Annotated in this window: 16 protein-coding genes; 13 read left to right on the plus strand and 3 right to left on the minus strand. The window is 43.6% G+C overall.

The genetic code is table 11. The features are described 5' to 3' along the window. Positions 1 to 361: 361 nt before the first annotated feature. The 5 genes from P4S58_RS16695 (at position 362) to P4S58_RS16715 (ending at position 4,197) form a co-directional block, all read left to right on the plus strand. Positions 362 to 730 (plus strand): hypothetical protein, encoded by a 369-nt coding sequence (locus P4S58_RS16695; protein WP_042481125.1) that lies wholly within the window; start codon positions 362 to 364, stop codon positions 728 to 730. Between the two features lie 149 nt (positions 731 to 879). Next, positions 880 to 1,113: a hypothetical protein gene (locus P4S58_RS16700; RefSeq protein WP_042481122.1), complete on the plus strand. Its 234-nt coding sequence runs from the start codon at positions 880 to 882 to the stop codon at positions 1,111 to 1,113. A gap of 101 nt (positions 1,114 to 1,214) precedes the next feature. Continuing rightward, a complete protein-coding gene (locus tag P4S58_RS16705; RefSeq protein WP_042481119.1) occupies positions 1,215 to 2,219 on the plus strand; it encodes a response regulator in 1,005 nt (334 codons plus the stop codon). Continuing rightward, positions 2,219 to 2,665, plus strand: a complete 447-nt coding sequence (locus P4S58_RS16710; RefSeq protein WP_042481116.1) for a PAS domain-containing protein — start codon at positions 2,219 to 2,221, stop codon at positions 2,663 to 2,665. The genes P4S58_RS16705 and P4S58_RS16710 overlap by 1 nt, the downstream gene beginning before the upstream one ends. A gap of 59 nt (positions 2,666 to 2,724) precedes the next feature. After that, complete coding sequence (locus P4S58_RS16715) at positions 2,725 to 4,197, plus strand: NAD(P)H-hydrate dehydratase (protein WP_337164787.1); 1,473 nt, start codon at positions 2,725 to 2,727, stop codon at positions 4,195 to 4,197. 26 nt (positions 4,198 to 4,223) lie between these two features. On the opposite strand, the gene P4S58_RS16720 is transcribed toward P4S58_RS16715, so the two are convergent. Further along, entirely contained in the window at positions 4,224 to 4,778 is a 555-nt protein-coding gene (locus P4S58_RS16720; RefSeq protein ID WP_042481111.1) for an outer membrane beta-barrel protein, read from the minus strand. Positions 4,779 to 5,349: 571 nt separating this feature from the next. Between P4S58_RS16720 and P4S58_RS16725 the strand changes: the two genes are divergently transcribed. The 3 genes from P4S58_RS16725 (at position 5,350) to P4S58_RS16735 (ending at position 9,676) form a co-directional block, all read left to right on the plus strand. Next, positions 5,350 to 6,393 carry a GMP reductase gene (locus tag P4S58_RS16725; protein ID WP_102965822.1) on the plus strand — a complete coding sequence of 348 codons (1,044 nt, stop codon included), beginning with the start codon at positions 5,350 to 5,352 and terminating at the stop codon, positions 6,391 to 6,393. A 556-nt stretch (positions 6,394 to 6,949) separates the two neighbouring features. Beyond that, the gene (malE, locus tag P4S58_RS16730; RefSeq protein ID WP_373279430.1) at positions 6,950 to 8,137 is read left to right on the plus strand and encodes a maltose/maltodextrin ABC transporter substrate-binding protein MalE; all 1,188 of its coding nucleotides are present in this window, start codon (positions 6,950 to 6,952) and stop codon (positions 8,135 to 8,137) included. A gap of 81 nt (positions 8,138 to 8,218) precedes the next feature. Beyond that, the gene (locus P4S58_RS16735; RefSeq protein ID WP_337164790.1) at positions 8,219 to 9,676 is read left to right on the plus strand and encodes a glycoside hydrolase family 32 protein; all 1,458 of its coding nucleotides are present in this window, start codon (positions 8,219 to 8,221) and stop codon (positions 9,674 to 9,676) included. Positions 9,677 to 9,678: 2 nt separating this feature from the next. Here the strand turns inward: P4S58_RS16735 and P4S58_RS16740 are convergent, their stop codons facing one another. Beyond that, on the minus strand, positions 9,679 to 10,617 hold the full coding sequence (locus P4S58_RS16740; RefSeq protein ID WP_337164791.1) for a LysR family transcriptional regulator: 939 nt from the start codon (positions 10,615 to 10,617) through the stop codon (positions 9,679 to 9,681). A gap of 182 nt (positions 10,618 to 10,799) precedes the next feature. On the opposite strand from P4S58_RS16740, the gene rutR reads away from it, so the two are divergent. The 5 genes from rutR to rutD all read left to right on the plus strand — a co-directional run bounded on the left by rutR (position 10,800) and on the right by rutD (position 14,978). Then, positions 10,800 to 11,534 (plus strand): HTH-type transcriptional regulator RutR, encoded by a 735-nt coding sequence (gene rutR, locus P4S58_RS16745; RefSeq protein ID WP_337164792.1) that lies wholly within the window; start codon positions 10,800 to 10,802, stop codon positions 11,532 to 11,534. A 364-nt stretch (positions 11,535 to 11,898) separates the two neighbouring features. Continuing rightward, positions 11,899 to 12,990 carry a pyrimidine utilization protein A gene (rutA, locus tag P4S58_RS16750; RefSeq protein ID WP_042481038.1) on the plus strand — a complete coding sequence of 364 codons (1,092 nt, stop codon included), beginning with the start codon at positions 11,899 to 11,901 and terminating at the stop codon, positions 12,988 to 12,990. After that, positions 12,987 to 13,709: a pyrimidine utilization protein B gene (rutB, locus tag P4S58_RS16755; RefSeq protein WP_337164793.1), complete on the plus strand. Its 723-nt coding sequence runs from the start codon at positions 12,987 to 12,989 to the stop codon at positions 13,707 to 13,709. Before rutA ends, rutB begins: the two co-directional genes overlap by 4 nt. Positions 13,710 to 13,719: 10 nt before the next feature. Then, on the plus strand, positions 13,720 to 14,109 hold the full coding sequence (gene rutC, locus P4S58_RS16760) for a pyrimidine utilization protein C (RefSeq protein ID WP_042481033.1): 390 nt from the start codon (positions 13,720 to 13,722) through the stop codon (positions 14,107 to 14,109). A gap of 38 nt (positions 14,110 to 14,147) precedes the next feature. Beyond that, complete coding sequence (rutD, locus tag P4S58_RS16765) at positions 14,148 to 14,978, plus strand: pyrimidine utilization protein D (protein ID WP_337164796.1); 831 nt, start codon at positions 14,148 to 14,150, stop codon at positions 14,976 to 14,978. On the opposite strand, the gene ltrA is transcribed toward rutD, so the two are convergent. Further along, positions 14,894 to 16,366, minus strand: a complete 1,473-nt coding sequence (ltrA, locus tag P4S58_RS16770; RefSeq protein ID WP_337163954.1) for a group II intron reverse transcriptase/maturase — start codon at positions 16,364 to 16,366, stop codon at positions 14,894 to 14,896. The genes rutD and ltrA overlap by 85 nt on opposite strands. Between the last annotated feature and the right edge of the window lie 499 nt (positions 16,367 to 16,865).

The following is a 16,865-nucleotide window of genomic DNA, read 5'->3' on the forward strand; positions in this document are numbered from 1 at the left end:
GTGCGTCTTTTATTGATTTGGCTTATGAACGATTGACATTTTCTGTCTGAATTAAGTTGTAAATACAAAATCTCTCTATTTAGTTACATTTTGTAATACTTTTTTTGAAAATATTTACGGTTAAACAAATGTTAATAAATAAGCCTTTTATAATCCGTTTTCTCGCAAATTCTGGCTCTTATCTTTGTAAGTAAATGTGACAATTTAACGCATATTTAACATACCAACAGGTTGTTTAATAAGTATAAGTTTTGTTGATTTTTCAACCTTGAAATAAATAAAAGATGAGCGAAAATGACTGAAAAGTTAATTTCCAAAATTGAAAGGATTCATTGCTGTCACTTAAAGAGGTAGGCATGTTATGAAACTATTATTGATATTAATGACGTCGCTTTCTGCTGGTGTCGCTTCTGCAGCCCATATTCATTCTTTCCTTTTAGGTATGTCTGTCGCTGCTCTGGCTGTAGGTAGCTGTTATTGGTTTGCCTTTAGAAGTACTCGTGTACCTGAACTGGCCGTTTTCTTATTGGTTTGTGGTTTGCTAGCTAAGTTAACGGTTACTGTTATTGGTGTCATGTGGGGGCTATCAGCGCAACTTATTACGTCTCCTCTCGTGTTTGCACTGTCGTATTTATTCTTCTCTATTACCGTAACCTACTTGTGGTTTAGCTACCGAGAAAGCATTACAGAGTTACCAAAGAAAGTTCGTAACCGTATGGCGCATTTGTAAAAGTGCACTAGATTCTGCATAACAGATTAGATTTTTCTAAGGGGGCCAGTCGGCCCCTTTTTTGCTGCGTGTTGTACGACTATAGTCCTAAAGTGTCCCGTTGTTTTTCCTTATATACTTATTTGCAAATGATGTATGAAGGAAATTTTATGGATATTGCACTGTTTTGGATTGAAAAAAGTATCTTAGTCGCAGGTATCATCTTTGTTCTCACCAGCATTACGCAATACGGCCGACGCAGCCATGACTGGAAAGGCATCATCACTATGTTCTATAAGCGCGTTCCTATGTCGATTTCCGAATATAAATGGTACCGAATAGGCGTAGCCCTACTGGTATGTTCCGTTTTATTACGTATTATTGCGCTTACTCTTTGGCCGTAATCTCTAAATTAATCAATAACTAGTCATCTATTTTTAGCCTTAATCACATTTTTAGGTATACACTTTAGAGAGTCTTATCAAATTAAAGGGAAGGTGATGATATGTCGTTTCCTGTACTCATCTGTGATGATTCAGCTCTTGCTCGAAAGCAGATGGCGCGTTCCCTACCTGCAGCTCTGAATGCGAATATTACCTTTGCTGAGCATGGGCTAGATGCGTTGCAGATTCTGCAACAGCAAACATTCAACCTGATGTTCCTTGACCTGACAATGCCTGAGCTGGATGGCTTTGGCACGTTAGAGGAAATGAAGAGTAGAGGTATCTCTACTCCTGTCGTGGTGGTGTCGGGCGATATTCAGCCTAAAGCGAAAGAACGTGTAATGGCTTTGGGGGCGAAAGCCTTTATTCAAAAGCCAATAGATATCAATGTTCTTAAAGACGTATTAAAAAACCTCGTTGAGCCAGTCTCGGTTCCTAAAATAGTCACTCCGGTTTCACTTGAATTACCCGTGCTTCGCAGGCGTGATATTTATATGGAAGTAGCTAACGTGGCTATTGGCCGTGCTGCGGATGCACTTGCAAGGCACTTTGACGTGTTTGTTCGTCTACCTTTACCGAATGTGAACATCTTTGAAGTTACTGAACTGCATATGGCACTTCGTGATCTTGCGGATAATGCGCACGTGTCCGGAGTATGCCAAGGATTTAGTGGTGAGGGCATCGCAGGTGAAGCTTTAGTGCTTCTCAGTGATACCAGTGTTTCTGATTTGAAAAAGCTGATGAAAGTGCCTGCAGAGAGTGAAGATCTCGAAGAGTTGGAACTGCTAATGGATGTGTCCAATATCCTAGTGGGTTCATTTCTTAATGGGCTAGGAGAACAGGCGGAAGTGCGCTTTTTCCAAAGCTCGCCAGTTCTGCTTGGTCAGCACATTACGATTGATTCTGTGATCAGCTCAACGGCGGGATCGTTCAGCAAAACAATGACGTTTGAGGTCAGCTATACCATAGAAGACACTTCGATTCGATGTGACCTGCTATTTATGTTTGTCGACGAATCACTGCCTTTGCTCGACAGCAAACTTGCCTACTTGATGGAGGATTTCTAATGTTGTCTCTTCCAGCAGAATTTGAACAGTTTCATTGGATGGTCGACATGGTACAAAACGTCGACATGGGATTAATTGTGATCGATCGTGATTACAATGTTCAGGTGTGGAATGGTTTTATGACACACCATAGTGGCAAAATGGCTCAGGAAGTGATCGGGAAATCTTTGTTCGAGGTATTCCCTGAGATTCCGCAAGAGTGGTTTCGTCTTAAAACTAAACCTGTTTACGATCTAGGTTGCCGAAGCTTCATTACATGGCAGCAACGTCCGTATTTATTTAAATGTCGCAATGTTCGACCTGTGACACAGCAAGCGGATTTTATGTATCAAAACATAACGTTAAACCCAATGCGTACGCCGACGGGTGCGATAAATTCACTGTTTCTTTCTATTCAAGATACAACCGCAGAAGCGCTTGTGGTTTTAAAAGCACACCAGAGTTGAGCGAGTTACCGTTTCACAATTGATAGATTTCAGCATTGGGGGAGCAGAGAGGGATTACTATGCCTATACCCAGCGTTTTTTACACAGCCCAACAAGTAAAACAAGGCGAAGTTCTAGCTGCAAAATCAACGGGACTAGAAATGTTCAGTTTGATGGAAAGAGCAGGACAAGCAGCCTTTACAATCGCCTTCGCTCAATACCCAGGGACGCATCATTGGCTTGTATGTTGTGGCGGTGGAAATAACGGTGGTGACGGTTACATCGTTGCCTGCTTGGCTAAGTCGATGGGCGTTCATGTGACTGTGTGGCAGCATGGCGATCCTGAAAATCTTAAAGGGGATGCGCTTTCTGCTTATTATCATTGGTTGGATCACGGTGGTGAAGTTTATCCTTTTGATGACGTGATTCCCGATGATGTTGATCTCATCATTGACGGATTATTAGGAACGGGTTTATCCGGCACGGTTCGTGAGCGAATCTATGATCTTATTCAATTGATCAACGCAACTAACGTTCCCGTCGTCGCTATAGACGTTCCTTCAGGACTATGTGCGAATACTGGTGCGGTTCTTGGCATCGCAGTAAAAGCTAATCACACCATTAGTTTTATTGGTCTCAAACAAGGCTTAGTGACGGGGCAGGCCCGTAACTATGTGGGTCAGCTACATTTTGCGGGATTAGGTGTCGAAGAAAGTTTTGAGCAGCAAAACACACCTACATTAAGATCAATCTCTCCAAAATCCATCAAATCGATATTGGCTCAAAGAGAAGCGTGTGCTCACAAAGGTTTGTATGGCAAAGCTCTGCTTATTGGTGGTAACGAGGGTATGGGCGGAGCAATGATTTTAGCCGCTCAAGCTTGCGCCCGAGTGGGGTGCGGTTTAACAGCTTCACTGCTTCATTCCTCAAATGTTTCCTCGATTTTGGTATCGGTACCTGAAGTGATGAGTGCTGGATGGGATGATGAACAGCGAATTCAACAACGTATTGAATGGAGCAACGTTGTTGCTATCGGTCCCGGACTCGGAAGAGACTCAAAGTCAGAGCGACTCTTCTGTCAAATACAGGATCTATCAATAAACAAAGTGGTTGATGCTGATGCTCTGTACTTTCTCGCGAAGAATCCCAATTTTGAAGCCAACCGAATCATTACACCTCATCCTGCGGAAGCTGCAAGGTTGCTTGGTGTGGAAATTGCGATTATCGAAGCAGACCGATTCAAAGCCATTAAAGAACTGCAGAAGAAGTTTGGCGGTGTTGTGGTACTAAAAGGTGCGGGAACATTAGTCAGTGATGGCAACGAAATATACGTGTGTTTAGCGGGTAATCCTGGTATGGCAAGTGGCGGCATGGGAGATGTGTTAACGGGCGTGATTACTTCACTTCTCGCTCAAGGTTTAAGCTGCTTCGAAGCGGCAAAACTGGGTGTTATTATTCACAGCAAAGCGGCGGATCTCAACGCCAAAGAAAAAGGCGAACGAGGTATGTTAGCCAGCGATTTACTTAGCCATTTACGTAGCTTAGTGAATTGATTTGCTCAGTCATTCAATAACTTGGCTTACAAACTAAATTTCGCGCCCAGAGTAAACGAAGTCGCTGAATATTCGTTCTGTAAGTCTTGATACTTGAGTTCGACACTCAGTTCCAGTTTCTCAACATACATAGGCTGAATTTTAGCGCCGATGCCTATGTATGGATTAATACCTGAATGATCTTGACTGGTTTCTGGCACAACACTGGTATTCGTTTCTTCTACGTTTGTTTGCCCAACACCACCTCTTGCATACACACTGGTGAAGCTATTGATGGGTTGCTCTATCGTTGCACCCGCAAAAAAACTACGGTACTTAACCTGTTGTGAATCGCCGTTTTTGTCATAAAACGTCGCACCATCAGACATGGTATCGGTATAGCCGAAATCAACCCCAACAAAGGGCGACAAAAAGTAGCTGTAACCAAGGGTTGTCGTCCAAGCACTTTCTGTAGAATTGCTGTTATCGATGTAGTTAAAGCCGCTATCGGCGTAAAACTGATGCCTGCTCTCTGCTGCTAGAGTTGGTAAAGCCAAAAACAAAAAGATTAAACCAACGCAAGTTTGTCCTAAATATTTCATCTTTGTTCTCCACTGCCATCTGAAGATGCACTGGTGTCTTATAGAATTTTGACACTCTGTCTTGTTCGTTTTAATAACTCGGTTTCTTTTAAATATAAGCAAGTTATGAACCGCTAATTGTTTTTATCTCTAGCGTAAGCAAAAAGCTGTGATCAGACGTTGATTGAGTGAAAAATGAACGAAAGTTAAGGTGTGGAATTTTCAAGTTAAGGTGATTTTGTTCACGTTATCCGAATGGAGTGCTGTTGTTAAGCCAATAACTAATCGTTTGCCAAGCGACGTGAATTTGACCGCTCAATGCTAATCTATTGATATTTAAGTTATTGTTGAGTTTTGACTCTAAAAAGAAGGATTATCAGGGCAGGGGATATGAAATCTTCGACAGGGTAACACAAAAAAAATGCAAATATCAGACTTGCCGGAAAGAAATCACAACCTATAATGCTGAAAACCGGAGCGTCTGCCAACGCTCCGGTTTTTTTGTGTCCGAAAAGTGACTACGTCTGCCAACGTGTTCACTACGCACTCTGCAAAAGAGACACAAACTGTCAATTAATCAAGGAATTACACAATGCGTATCGAACAAGAACTTAAGTTAGGTTTCAAAGATGTACTGTTTCGCCCGAAACGTTCAACCCTAAAAAGCCGTTCTCAAGTAAATTTAACCCGCGAGTTTACCTTCAAGCATAGTGGTCGTCAATGGTCTGGAGTACCTGTTATTGCTGCAAACATGGACTCTGTAGGCAGCTTTAAAATGGCGGAAGCACTCGCTAAACACAACGTGATGACAGCTATTCATAAACACTACAGTGTTGAGCAATGGGCTGAGTTTGTTCAAAACGCTGAAGCTCAAACGTTGAGAAACGTGATGGTATCAACGGGCACATCGGATAATGACTTCCAAAAAACGAAAGACATTATGGCGATGAGTGAAGAGATTATTTTCATCTGTATTGACATCGCAAACGGCTACTCAGAACACCTTGTTGATTACGTTCAAAAAGTACGTGAAGCATTTCCAAGCAAAGTGATTGTTGCTGGTAACGTAGTGACTGGCGACATGGTTGAAGAACTGATTCTTGCTGGTGCGGATATCGTAAAAGTAGGGATTGGACCGGGTTCTGTATGTACAACACGTGTGAAAACCGGTGTTGGTTACCCTCAACTGTCTGCAATCATTGAATGTGCTGATGCAGCTCACGGCCTAGGTGGTCGCATCATTGGTGATGGCGGCTGTACATGTCCGGGTGATGTGGCAAAAGCGTTTGGTGGCGGTGCAGACTTCGTCATGCTTGGCGGTATGTTAGCGGGCCACGAAGAAGCTGGCGGCGAGCTCGTTGAGAAGAACGGTGAAACTTACATGAAGTTCTACGGAATGTCTTCTAAGAGCGCGATGGACAAGCACTCTGGTGGTGTTGCTGGCTACCGTGCAGCTGAAGGAAAAACCGTATTAATCCCATTCCGTGGCCCGGTTGAAAACACCATTCAAGATGTCCTTGGTGGCGTACGTTCAACTTGTACATACGTAGGTGCAGCCTCGCTTAAAGAGCTAACTAAGCGTACAACTTTCATCCGCGTACAAGAGCAAGAGAACAACGTTTACGGTAAAGAGTAAACTTCCAACTCTTCGGAAAAATTGAGTTATTGAGAGCCGCTTTTTGCGGCTCTTTTTTTGCCCGAAAAACACAAAGTGGCGATGAAGTGGCGACAGAGGAATTTTTTTGGGAATATTTCGGCTACACACTAGCCGATGTTGAGATATACCACTGAATAGTTTCAGTGAAGAGTATTCATGTTTTTGGATAATTCTATGTCCTAAAGAAAAGAATCCATATTTAGAACGAGCTTTAACTTTCCTTTAAGGAACTGTTGGCAATAACGTCATGTGCATACACTGCTACATCGTAATAGCAGGCCTACATTTTGATAAACGATTCACGCTTTTTAGATTGAACTTCTCCCATTTATGTAAGAGTACTTTATCAATGATCACGAATTTTGGGTTTGATATAGAATTTTTCTATGGAAGTGCTGGTAAATATGCATTTCATCCTCGTGAGTAGATTTCTTATTATGGACGGGAAATGACGGTTGGCTGTTTCACATACAAGTAACAGTGGTCTTAAAACCGAATTTTTTGCATACCGATAATATACGTGAAATGGAATCCAATGATGAAGAAGACAAACTTGAGCATGATTGCGCTAAGCACCTTTGCAGCAATCAGTCCTATTAACTCTTTTGCAGCGATTGAAGAGGGGCAGTTAACAATTTGGATGAGCGGTGACAAAGGCTACAAGGGAATGGCTGAAGTTGCTAAACGCTTTGAGGCAGATACGGGTATTCCGGTTACAGTTGCTCATCCTGGCTCTTTGCAGGATATTTTCCCTCAAACCGCAGCTCTAGGGGATGGCCCTGATATCATGTTGTTTGCCCATGACCGATTTGGTGGATACGCTGAAGCTGGTCTTCTAGTCGAGATAAAACCTTCAAAAGCCACCAAAGACGGTATCGTTGATTTTGCGTGGGACGCGGTAGATTACAAAGGAAAAATTATCGGTTATCCAATCGCGATTGAATCGTTATCTCTTATCTACAACAAAGACTTACTCCCTAATCCCCCAAAAAACTGGGAAGAAATTGAAGCTCTAGATAAGCAACTGCAAAAGGATGGCAAGAAAGCCATTATGTGGAACCTGAAAGAGCCGTATTTCACCTGGCCTTTGATGGCAGCAAATGGTGGTTATGCGTTTAAAAAAACTGCCTTAGGGTATGACATTAAGGATGCCGGTGTAGCGAATACGGGGACAAAAGAGGCGATGTCACTGGTGAAAAGCTTCGTCAGTAAAGGGGTCATTTCCTCAGATATGGACTACTCCGTATCAGATGCTGAATTTAACCAGGGTCGTGTTGCTATGACGATCAACGGTCCTTGGTCTTGGGCAAATATGGACAAGTCAGGGGTAAACTACGGTGTAACGAAGTTACTTAAGTTTAATGGTCAAGATTCCAAACCTTTTGTAGGTGTTCTAGCGGCAGGTATTAGTACTGCTTCTCCCAATCAGGATCTAGCAATTGAATTTTTGGAAAACTACCTACTAACCAACGAAGGTTTGCGTACCGTTAACAACGATTCAGCTTTGGGTGCAGTTGCTCTGAAGTCATTTCAGCAAGAACTTGAAGAAGATCAGCGTATAGCCGCGACCATGGATAATGCAATTAATGGCGAAATTATGCCAAATATCCCAGAGATGAATGGGTTCTGGGGGGCGGTTAAGAATGCCATTGTTAATATTGTTGATGACCGTCAAACTGTAGACGCTGCTCTTGAAGATGCCAAAAAGCAAATGATCAAATAATCAACGTTCTTTCATTTATCCACTAGCTTTAGCCCGCAATTTTCTTTGCGGGCCAATTTTTATTGGTTTAAGGATACCTCGATGAGAACTCTAACCAGCGATAGTTATCGCCCTAAATTTCACTTTACACCGCCTTTCGGTTGGTTGAATGACCCCAATGGCCTAGTTTGTATTAATGATGAATATCATCTCTTTTATCAGTATCACCCTTTTGACACAGTGTGGGGACCCATGCACTGGGGACATGCAGTATCTAAAGATTTTATAAATTGGATTCATATGCCAGTTGCTTTAAAACCGGATAGGTCTGGTGCCTGCTTCTCAGGTAGTGCTGTTGTTGACTGGAAAAATTCAAGCGGCTTCTTTGATGCGCATAATACTCAACCAGGTGTTGTTGCATTTTATACCGCAAATTTTCAGCCCAAAGACGGCTCTCCTTGGATTCAGAGCCAACATGTTGCAGTCAGCCGTGACGGTGGCAAAAGTTGGATCAAGGAGGAAAACAGCCTTGTATTAGAGAATCCCGGGCTACTTGATTTTCGAGATCCTAAAGTGTTTCGCCATGATGAGTCAGATGCTTGGGTCATGGTCGTTTCAGAAGGGCAGGATATTGGCTTTTATCGCTCACCAGACATGAAAAATTGGGAGAAATCCAGTGTGTTTGGTGCCTCATCTGGAGCTCATGACGAGAGCGCTCTTGAATGTCCTGACCTATTTCCGCTTACATTTGAAAACAAAACGTATTGGGTATTGGTTGCCGGAGTGCAGCATTGCGGACCTACTGGCGGAACTGGTACTCAGTATTTTGTAGGTACCTTCGATGGCTATCAATTTGTGAATGTAAACGCCAATGAAGTTGTCCTGTGGTTGGATCATGGTCGTGATTTCTACGCAGCACAAAGTTGGTCTGATGTCGCGGATGGTCGACGTATCGCTATCTCTTGGATGAGCAATAATCTATACGCTGACAGTACTCCTACCTCCCACTGGCGAGGAGCGATGAGTGTTCCGAGAGAACTAGAGTTAACGAACCAAGAAGATGGGCTACGCTTGGTTAGCAAGCTCCCTCATCAGTGGCTAGATGCACAATCTTCGGATATTGAGAGTAATATTTTATTAAGTGAAGGCAATGAGCTACACCTATCAAGTGATTTTCAAGTCGGTATCACTAGATTCTCGTTGTCACTTCATGTCGGTAGTGAGATTGAATATTATCCTTTTGGAAATGACGCTATCTGCTATGCATTTTCCCGAAGTGAGTCCTGTTTAACCGTGACGACCAAACGAAATATTCTAGATATGAACGGAAGCTATAAGTACGAGAGTCATTTCGCTTTTGAGAGTGAACTAAAATTACCGGACCGAGAACTCATTGATTTGGTGCATGTATCCGATGCTTGTTCCAGTGAAATGCAGTTGTTCGATGGCTTGTATTCTTTCACGAACCTAGCGTTTTGCCCAGAGCCGTTATCACCAAAATTGGCGTGCACTAAAGGTTCAGCAACAGTTACTGAAAGTAGTTTTCAGCAGGTAACTTAGAACTAGTTTGCAGCTTTAAGATAACCAAATTTTTCATCAATATAATGATTTATCAGCGCCACGAGCTCGCATATATGATTATCTTCACTGGACTCTCTAAGCAGGTAGATACCGAAGGATGCTTTTGAGTACGTTTCATTCAATGGTAATGGGACTAACCCAAAATCAGAAAAATAGTCCGCCATGACTTCAGGAAAAGGCAGCAGTGCGTTGCTGTCTTTGACTAGGTCCATACTGACACTGAGTGAATTGCTGGCATAGATTATTTTTTCAGTCAGTTGATGTATGGAGCGGTACAGTTTGATCTCTTGAGGATCTTCTATCAGATGTTGATATCGGTCCTCGCTCGGTTTCACTTCCAATGTAGGGAATTCGACGAGATCTTGAAGAGTGCAGCTTTCTTTGTAAGTCAGTGGATGCTCTTTGCGAACAAAAACACTGTTTTCGGTCATACGCAACGGGAGAAATTTCACTTCTGCCTTTCGGCTTAACCCCGTAATTTCATGCCCAATGAATAAATCGATATCACCGCTCAGCAGCAAGTCCATCTGTGGTAAATGGTTTCCTACATCAATAGTAATATTGGCTCCGGGGTGTTTTTGACGGTAATCTTTTACGGCTTCTCGAAGGAAAAGGTGCCACCAAGCATGGCCTGTACCAACTTTCAGCTCTCGTTCTTGACGTTTGTTAATATGGACCAGCTTACTCAGAGTGTTGTCATAAAGGCGCTGCATGATTCGAGTTTGTTCAAGCAGTAACTCACCACTCTCTGTTAACGTGATACCTTTTGATGAACGGTTGAACAGTACAATATCAAGTTCGGCTTCCAGCTTTTTCATATTGTGGGTGAGTGTGGGCTGACTGATGCAGAGTTTTTTTGCAGCATGACTGACATTTTTACACGAGGCCACTTCCATATATTGACGCCAAATTCTGTCCATGATTTTCGCTATGTTCTGATATTTGTTTTTACATAATAGATGCAAAAAATAGCATTTCTGTCGATAGTACGCACCCTCTATTATTACGGCTTTAAAGTTGGCTGTTTAAGGGGGATGTAGTTTGTGGATTCTTGAATACGTGATTTTATGTATACATATCCAAAACACATTTCGATTTGAAGATGCTAGTATGGCTCTCATTGGGCAGTATTGAGAAGGTGTCAGGAAGACGTATGGCTAAAGCAGGTATATCGCTAAAAGGGACGAAAGTAAGCACGTTAAAGAAAAGTCGATCAACGGTAGAACCCGGAGTTCGTAGACGAAAGAAGTTTGACGATAAAAGGCAGTTTATTCTTGAAACGGCGCTGGCTGTGTTTTCACAATATGGCTTTCACGGAACAACGATTGAACAGATCGCCAACAGTGCTGATATCTCTAAAACCAATCTGTTTTACTACTTCAAAAGTAAAGAAGAGCTTTACTTAACCATCTTGGAGAACATCCTTAACGACTGGCTTGCACCGATTGCTGGCTTTGACGAAGTGGATGACCCGAAAACCGCGATAGAAAACTATATCCGCCTTAAGTTGGAACTCTCTAGAGACCAGCCACAAGCTTCGCGTCTGTTCTGCTTGGAGATCATTCAAGGCGCTCCGATTCTTAAAAGCTACTTAAATGGTGATTTGAAGAACATCATTGAAGAGAAATCTAAAGTCATCGAACGTTGGATAAGCCAAGGCAAAATTAAGCCTGTCGATCCAACACAATTGATTTTTACTATTTGGTCGACCACACAGCACTATGCGGATTTTAGTGTTCAGGTTAAGGCGATTACAGGTAAGGATCTGACTAATAAGAAATTTTTTGAAGATACTTGCCAGTCAATCCAAAACATCATCTTTAATGGCATTGCTTAACGCTTGAGTAAGCGCTTTTCATACCAGCAGTTTCAGCTTGGAGAGGTCACCAAAAGGGTGACCTTTTTCTTTCCTTGTTCCTTTCTTTTTATCTGTCATTTCACTCCTCATCTGTACTTATAAATCTACTCGTTTTGCTACAAATTCTCGTTTGCTTTTGTACGCGCGTTGAGTGTTTTTTGTGCACTTGATTAGTGCTTTTGCACCATTCCAGATGTTTCAAAACAGACCAGATGGTCTGGTTTTTGAGTGTAAAGTACGTTAACTAATTGTTAATTAAAGTAAATAAATTGTTGGCACAAACTTTGATTTAGATCAATGCGAGGAAGTAAATGTATGCATGGTTAATTACAAGGAGTTTTATATGCAGATTGGTGTTTTCATTCCTATTGGAAATAACGGCTGGTTGATCTCGGAAAATGCACCTCAATACATGCCGACTTTTGATCTGAACAAAGAGATTGTGTTGAGAGCAGAACATTACGGATTAGATTTTGCTCTATCGATGATCAAACTACGCGGTTTTGGTGGAAAAACAGAGTTCTGGGAACACAACCTAGAGTCATTCAGTTTAATGGCGGGCCTTGCTGCGGTAACGTCTAAAATTCAATTGTTCGCGACATCAGCAACTTTAACCTTGCCGCCGGCGATTGTTGCTCGTATGGCTTCTACCATTGACTCTATTTCTCATGGTCGCTTTGGCGTTAACTTGGTGACAGGTTGGCAAAAGCCGGAATACACGCAAATGGGGCTGTGGCCGGGCGATGAGTTCTTCTCTTCTCGATATGATTACCTTTCTGAATATGCACAAGTTCTACGCGATTTATGGGATACCGGATCTTCGGATTTCAAAGGTGACTATTTCACTATGGAAGACTGTCGCGTAAGCCCTAAACCTCAGGAAAAAATGAAGATCATCTGTGCCGGTTCTAGTGATGCGGGCATGGCATTCTCGGCCAAATATGCCGATCACAACTTCATTTTTGGTAAGGGTGTAAACACGCCTAAAGCGTTCGCTCCGCAAGCAAGTCGTCTGCTTGAAGCAACCGAAAAAACAGGGCGTGAAGTGAGTTCTTTTGTTCTGTTTATGATCATTGCTGACGAAACAGATGAAGCCGCGCGTGCGAAATGGGAACACTACAAAGCAGGGAAAGATGACGCAGCGTTGGAGTGGCTGGGCGTTCAAGCTGCGCAGGATACCAAATCTGGTAGCGATACTAACGTGCGCCAAATGTCGGACCCGACTTCAGCGGTCAATATCAACATGGGGACTTTAGTTGGGTCTTACGAAACTGTTGCCCGTTTGCTGGACGAAGTGGATGAAGTAGAAGGCACGGGCGGCGTATTGCTGACTTTCGATGAGTTTGTTGAAGGGGTAACTGCGTTTGGCGAAAGAATTCAGCCACTGATGAAAACGCGTCAACATATCTCAGTTCAAGGAGAATACGCAGCATGATCAAGCAGTCTATTTCTGGCTACTCTCTGAACACGGGTGAATCTGCGCAGGTAATACTCAACACCGAGCCTGAAAAACTTGCCATCAAACCGAGTGAAACCGCTCTGATTGTGGTGGATATGCAGAACGCATATGCCAGCAAAGAAGGCTATTTGGATTTAGCGGGCTTTGATGTTTCTTGTACGGGTTCTGTTATTGAAAACATTAATAAAGCCATCGATGTCTCGCGCAAAGCGGGAATCCAAATAGTATTTCTACAAAACGGTTGGGACAGCAATTACGTCGAAGCGGGTGGTGAAGGCTCGCCAAACTGGCATAAGTCGAATGCTTTGAAAACCATGCGTAAGCAGCCAGAGCTTTCTGGCCGCTTCCTGTCGAAAGGTGGCTGGGATTACGAACTTGTCGACGATATCAAACCGCAGCAACAGGACTGGATTATTCCAAAAACTCGCTACAGCGGTTTCTTCAATACCAACTTAGACACCATGTTGCGCTCACGCGGCATTCGCAATCTCGTCTTTACCGGCATTGCTACCAACGTCTGCGTTGAATCGACATTACGTGATGGTTTCCATCTCGAATACTTTGGTGTCGTGCTTTCTGATGCCACACATCAGGCGGGACCGCGCTCAGCGCACGATGCAGCGTTACTCAACATCCGAACTTTCTTCGGATGGGTAACAACGCTGGAAGATTATTCAAACGCTTTGGCTAAATAAGGAGATTACTATGCCTAAACAAACCGTACTTCCTGCTGGAACAGGAAAACCGCTTGCCCCTTATGTGCCAGGTTCTATGGCAGATGGAGTGTTGTATGTTTCAGGAACACTGCCTTTTGACAGTGAAAATAACGTGGTTTTTCCGGGAGATGCAGCAGCGCAAGCGCGTCACGTGCTCAGCACCATTCGCAGTGTTGTTGAAGAAGCTGGCGGCACAATGGATGACGTGACTTTCAACATGATCATGATTAAAAACTGGGCGGACTACGCTGCGATTAACGCTGTGTATGCGGATTTCTTTCCGGGTGAAAAACCGGCTCGCTACTGCATTCAATGTGGCTTAGTGAAAGAAGAAGCGTTGATCGAAATTGCGTCTATTGCACACGTTGGTAAAGCCTGAGTTGCTTTGACTCAATGCTTCGAAAGGTAGAGCAGCACATGTATTACGAAATTCATGACGATGGTCAGGGAAACAAAGAGACGGTGATTCTCTCCTCTGGTTTGGGTGGTTCGCACAGCTATTGGCATCATCAGTTGCCACAGTTGAAAAGTCGCTTTCGAGTGATTGTGTATGACCACTTGGGGACAGGGCAAAGCCAAGGCGATATTCCGCAAGGTTACAGTATCGCGGACATGGCTAAGGAAGTCGTCACCTTGCTGGATCAAACAGATAGCGAACGCGTTCATTTTATTGGTCATGCGCTCGGTGGTTTGGTGGGGTTACAACTCGCGGCTGAGTTTCCAAACAGAGTTTCAAGTTTGTTGCTCATTAACGCTTGGGATAAAACCGATGAACACACCAAGCTGTGCTTTGAAATCAGAAAATCGCTGCTGCGAAATTCTGGTGTAGAGATGTTTTTTAAGGCACAGCCACTGTTTTTGTATCCTGCGGAATGGATGAAGAACCATGCTGCTCTGTTGAAGGAAGAAGCGGATAAGGTTCTTTCTTCGCCTTTCAATCAAGACAACTTACTGAGCAGAATCGCGGCGGTGGAAAGTTTCGATATCTCTGAAAATATTGATTCGATACGTTGTGTTACAGGTGTTATCGCAAGCTGTGATGATTTACTGGTGTCGAGTAGACGACACCTGTTACCAAGTGTCGTCCCTCTAAGAACCCAGCGTGCAACTTTCACCGCACTAGGCTCAAGCCTTCACGAAGGCACCGATTGGCACCCAGCAACTTACAAAGCAGCGAGAGCAGGCTCATACCAAGAGTTACGGCATTGCCTCTTTGACTTTCTCTTTGCCAAGTATTCTTGGTATTGAGGGTCAAAAGGCGTTGCGGCACTCCTAATTTTTACATGTCTCTCTATTGGCACCTTGGCGATTTGAAACAGATTGAACTGACAATCCATATTCATGAGCTTCTGCCAACCGTGAAATTGCCATTGACCTTGACGGTTGATGAAGTATTTAAGGGCGATCCAAGTTCTAGACTTAGTCGGATGACGCCTTTTAGCCCAGTGCCATAACGCGTGAAATAGCTTGTGACCTACATATCCGAATATCTGTTTAGCAACACAGTGTCGATAGTAATTCGACCAGCCCCTGAGTTTCGGATTTATCAACTTGATTAAATCGTTAACGGGGATGGTTGCGTGCTTTTTGATTAGTTCACGCAAGTTACTCAAGAGCATCAGAGTGTTGGATTTGCTCGGTTTAATGAGCAGTTTTCCTTTGAACTTCCTATGATTGAAACCTAGGAAGTCAAAACCACGGCTGATGTGGGTAATGTGCGTTTTCTCTTCGGAGAGTGTTAAGCCTCTTTCCGCTAAGAACTCAGCAATCAACGGTTTGATATCGTTCTCCAGCACCTCCTTTGAAGCACAGGTGACGACGAAATCATCGGCGTATCCAATAAAGTTGGCTCTCACCCCCTTTTTGAGGGCGGTAGATTTTATGCGTTGTTCCAGACCAGCAAGAGTCATCAACATCAGAGTTGGAGATATAATTCCGCCCTGCGGTGTGCCCTCGACGGTATGGTAGAACAATCCTTTATCTATATAGCCAGATTTCAGCCATTGTCCCAGCATCCGTTTGTCTGCTGGTATGTTTTCGATTAGCCATTGATGTCCAATTTTATCGAAACAGGCTTTAATATCTCCCTCGAGTATCCATTGCGCGGATTTCTTTTGACTTAAACAGATGAAACACTGTTGAATCGCATCAGCAGTGCTTCGATTAGGTCGGAAGCCATAGCTATTGGGATCGGCAACGGTCTCCGATATTGGCTCTAGTGCAAGAAGATGAAGCGCTTGCTGCGCTCTGTCTATCATACAGGGGATACCAAGTGGTCTGAGCTTGCCGTTTTTCTTGGGGATGTAGATACGCTTGAGCGGTTTGGCTTGATAAGCTTTTCTGCTCAATTGATTGACAGCTTTCATGCGGCGCGTATCTGTATTCCAGATAACGCCGTCAATTCCTGGCGTTTTACTGCCTTTGTTTTGTGATACCCGCTTAACAGCAAGAAGCTTTGCTGAACGCGAGTGAGTCAGTATCCATTGCAATGCTTTAGCTTTGCCTTGTTTACCTTCTCGTGTTGCCTTTGCAATACGCATCTGAAGCTTTAATACATGGGATTCTACGACTTTCCAATTTATGGATTGCCATTGAGCACTGTCAGGAGATGCACTAATCTCTTTTGAAATCATCATTTGCTTATCTCCTTGAATAAAGTTCTTCAAATTCTCTTGCAACGGAAGACCAGTCGGAAGTCAGCTCACTTTCGTGATCAGATAGGAATCTGTATCTGCATCGTTACAATGCAGCTTTCGCTTTTTCCAACATCCTCTACCTGCATCACTATCGGCCACAGAGGCTTTCCCAAAGGGAGCGATACAGGCTTACCGTGTTCCGTATGTCGCGCAATGTCAGGGTAGATGCCTGCTATGGAGCGGAGAGCTTAACGATCACGAAAGAGCATGGGGCAATCTCTTTCCAACTCTCGCGCCTTTTGGCTACAGCGTGTTAACCACTTCCGCTGCTTGCAAGGATAACGCCCCTTACGCAGATTCACATATGTTCATCATACTGACTACCTAGCACTCACCCGATTCGTGGTTATCAGGAGAGCCGTCCCCTCACGGTTTCGACCCCGAACGGGATCACCCCATTCTTCGTTACATTGTCAGAGCCGCTACTTTATTCAGGCTC

Origin of the sequence: Vibrio sp. Hal054 (assembly GCF_037162405.1) — a bacterium.
Taxonomy (GTDB): Bacteria; Pseudomonadota; Gammaproteobacteria; order Enterobacterales; family Vibrionaceae; genus Vibrio; species Vibrio diazotrophicus.